Annotated in this window: 1 protein-coding gene; it reads left to right on the top strand. The window is 45.5% G+C overall.

All coding sequences use genetic code 11. From position 1 onward, the window contains the following. Nucleotides 1-312: hypothetical protein (locus BLO31_RS23810; protein WP_175443201.1), on the top strand; the 312-nt coding region annotated here is incomplete at both ends.

Below are 312 nucleotides of genomic sequence, written 5' to 3'. Positions count from 1 at the left end.
CCAGATACGGGCAACCCAGTTGATCCTGCAGAGCATGGCCAATTGGTGATTGACCCAGATACAGGGGAAGGTGAAATTGAGCCATTAGATGTACCGCCAGTTATCATTGATGAAAACGGCTTCCTTGTAGACCTAAATACGGGTGAACAAGTGACAACGCCTGATGACGAACCAGTGAAACCGATCATTGATGAGCAAGGTAATGTATTGGTTTCTCCTGATGGCAATGTGATTGTTGATATTTATAGTCCAGATGGTTCAACCGATACAGGTAACAATGGTACGGTCAGCTTTGACGAAAGTGGTGAGGCA

The organism is Vibrio sonorensis, from assembly GCF_001854765.1.
GTDB lineage: Bacteria > Pseudomonadota > Gammaproteobacteria > Enterobacterales > Vibrionaceae > Vibrio > Vibrio sonorensis.
The sequence above is the reverse complement of the archived record's forward strand: the minus strand, read 5'-3'. Positions and strand labels throughout refer to the sequence as shown.